A 2,837-nucleotide genomic window follows, 5' to 3' on the forward strand; every position below is an offset into this window, starting at 1 on the left:
GTTGCCGCAGCCCAGCTGGTCGTACATGATGACCTGCCGGCCGCTCGTTTCGGCCACCTGGTCGAGGACTTCAAAGTAATTGTGGCTGCTGCCGGGACCGCCGTGCAAAAGCAGGAGCGGGGCACGGCCGGTATCTTGGCCGGCGATGCGGCAGTAAGTCTGCCATTTTCCAAAAGGAAGATATTTTTCTGTGATTTGCATCTATTTTACCTACTTTTAAAACAACTTCATTTTAAAAAAATGGTAACATGAATAATGAGTAAAATGAAGGTGGGAGAGCCATGATTAAACAACAAATCTTTCCAATTGAAACAGACTTTGAATGGTATGACGTCAGTGGCCTGAGTGAAGCCGACAGCCGGCGCCTGCAGACCGAGTTTTACTTTACGCCGGAAATCATCTCCTATGTTTCCGATCTTCATGAGCGACCCCACTATGACTACGACCAGTACACCGACACCCACCTGTTGGTCTACGATGTGCCGGTCTGGCCGACGAGTTCCAGCAAGCACTTTACCTCGCGGCCGATTACTTTTTTGCTGCAGGACAAGAACCTGTTCACTTTCCACACGATTGAGACCAGCTACGTCTTTGACGAGTTCAATGACCCCCAGGTTTTGCGGCGCTTGTCGCATGCCCAGGACGTGACCGAGCTGCTGGCGACCTTCTTGATGTATGCCTCCCAGTATTTCCAGCGGGCCATCACCCAGCTGGACGGCGAGCGCAACGATCTGGACGGGAAGCTGAGCGACGACATCGACAACAAGGACCTGGTGGAATTGTCCAACATTGAAAAGAGTCTGGTCTACCTGTCCAGCTCGATTCAGACCGACCAGATGATGCTGCACAGCCTGCAGCACTCCCGGCTGAATTTCTCCAAGGCAGCCAAGGAAAGACTGGACGACGTCCTGATCGAATCCAGCCAGTCTTCGGAAATGGTGCAGATTTCCCGGCAGGTGACCAAGACCCTGTCGTCGACTTCCAACAACATGATGAACAACAACCTGAACGACACCATGCAGTTTTTGACGGTGTGGTCGATCGTTTTGACGATTCCGACGATTCTGACCGGCTTTTACGGGATGAACGTGAAGCTGCCCATTCTCGGCGCAAGCTATGACTGGATAATTATCATTCTGATCGCCGTCCTTTTGATGGTCTGGCTGATCTTCCTGATGCGCAAGCACCATCTTTTTTAAAGGGCTGAGGAATACAGACAAGGAGCTATATGAGAAACAATATTGTAGTCGGGGCTTTGATTGCCTCGCTGCTGGCATTCGTCGTTTATACCAGCACCAACAAGGACGCGGAAACGCGGCAGGTGACGGTTGTCCAGGTTAAAAAGCAGGGCACTGTCAAAAAGCAGGTCAGCAGCAGCGACAAAGAACCCAACGTCAATTCCATTGAGTACGACAACCAGGTCAAGAGCAGCAAGGGCAGCAACAAGAAGCTGGCCAAGGCGATCAAGAAGGCCATGGGCCAGGACGTCAGCTACCAGGTGGCTGCTTATGATTTGACCAAGACCAGCCGCTTCGCGGTAGTCCGCAACACCACCAGCAGCCAAAACAGCGACAAGATTTTCTACCTGTATCTTTTGATCGCGCTTTACGCCCAGGAGAAAGCCGGCAAGATCGGCTCCAGCACGACCATCAAGATCACCAGCGCCGACAAATCCGGCAGCAGTTCAGCGATCGCGGTGGGGATCAGCTACGGGCCGAGCTATCTGCGCGAGCAGATGCTGAAGGGCAACAAGACCGCCGCCAACGCGCTCTTGCGGACCATTGGCGCCAAGCAGGTCGACGCGGTGGTCAAGAAGATGGGGGCCAGCCAAACCAAGGTGACAGGGACGTTCTCCAAGTCCGTGGTCGGCAAGACGACCGCCCAGGACCTGGCCAAGGTCATGGTGGCCCTTTACCAGGGCAAGGTGGTTGGCAGCTACAACCAGCAGGTGCTGACGGCCATGACAGGCACGACCAAGCTGGCCAGCAAGGCCAAGGGCACGATCTACCAGTATGCTGACGGCAATCTGGAAGTGGCCTTGATCAGCAACAGCGGGCACACCTACGTTGTCAGCGCCTGGTCCAGCAAGACCGACGACTTTGCTTCCCTGGGCCAGGCCGTCAAGCAGGTCTTGGAATAAACAAGAAGATAAAGTAAAAAACGGGTCTACAGCCAAACTGTAGACTCGTTTTGTGTTTTCTTGCGTTTACGTGGTTTATAAGTTTTCTTCGTTAACCACATGTACCAGGCGAACTGGAACTCGCCGATCATAATGCAGACCGCCAGCAGGAGAAAAGTCACCACGAAAGGATTGATCAGACTGCCGTCGGCATAATGGAAATTGAACATGAAAACATTCAGATAAATCAGTAAACTGAACCAATAAAAGTTTGCGAACCACCAAATTTTCATTTTAAGTTTTCATCTCCCATCTGTCTATATGATAGCGCTTTTATGAATCGCTTTCAATAACTTTTTGGCTCAATCTACAAATTGTAGATTGAATTCTTCAGTTAGTAGTTATATAATTTTCACAGTTGAAAGGAAAATGGTAGAAACTATGACTCAAAAAAGAACTTTGGATTTGGACAAGGTTCTGGCCAAGGCGACGGAACTGATCGAAACCCGCGGCCTTAGCGAGACGACCATGCCAAACCTTGCCAAGGCTCTGGGTGTACGCAGTCAATCGCTCTATCATTACGTGAAGAACCGTTCTCAGCTTCTGTCGCTGGTTGCGGCCAGCCGGATCCGGCTGCTGTATGAAGACCTGCTCAAGCAGCTGGTCGGCTTGTCGGGGCACGAGGCCCTGTTCAAGTTTGCCGACGTGGTCCGCGACC

Annotated in this window: 4 protein-coding genes; 3 read left to right on the forward strand and 1 reads right to left on the reverse strand. The window is 51.7% G+C overall.

The window, feature by feature from the left end; genetic code table 11:
- Nucleotides 1-201 (reverse strand): alpha/beta fold hydrolase (locus lacNas_RS09030; RefSeq protein ID WP_201346795.1); only part of this gene is annotated, 201 nt, incomplete at its 3' end.
- 80 nt (nucleotides 202-281) lie between these two features.
- On the opposite strand from lacNas_RS09030, the gene lacNas_RS09035 reads away from it, so the two are divergent.
- The 3 genes from lacNas_RS09035 to lacNas_RS09045 all read left to right on the forward strand — a co-directional run.
- Nucleotides 282-1,199, forward strand: a complete 918-nt coding sequence (locus tag lacNas_RS09035) for a magnesium transporter CorA family protein (protein WP_201330321.1) — start codon at nucleotides 282-284, stop codon at nucleotides 1,197-1,199.
- A 29-nt stretch (nucleotides 1,200-1,228) separates the two neighbouring features.
- A complete protein-coding gene (locus lacNas_RS09040) occupies nucleotides 1,229-2,140 on the forward strand; it encodes a serine hydrolase (RefSeq protein ID WP_201330322.1) in 912 nt (303 codons plus the stop codon).
- A gap of 420 nt (nucleotides 2,141-2,560) precedes the next feature.
- Nucleotides 2,561-2,837 (forward strand): TetR/AcrR family transcriptional regulator (locus lacNas_RS09045; protein ID WP_201330323.1); only part of this gene is annotated, 277 nt, incomplete at its 3' end.

The sequence above is a fragment of the Lactobacillus nasalidis genome (assembly GCF_016587775.1).
GTDB classification, from domain to species: Bacteria; Bacillota; Bacilli; order Lactobacillales; family Lactobacillaceae; genus Lactobacillus; species Lactobacillus nasalidis.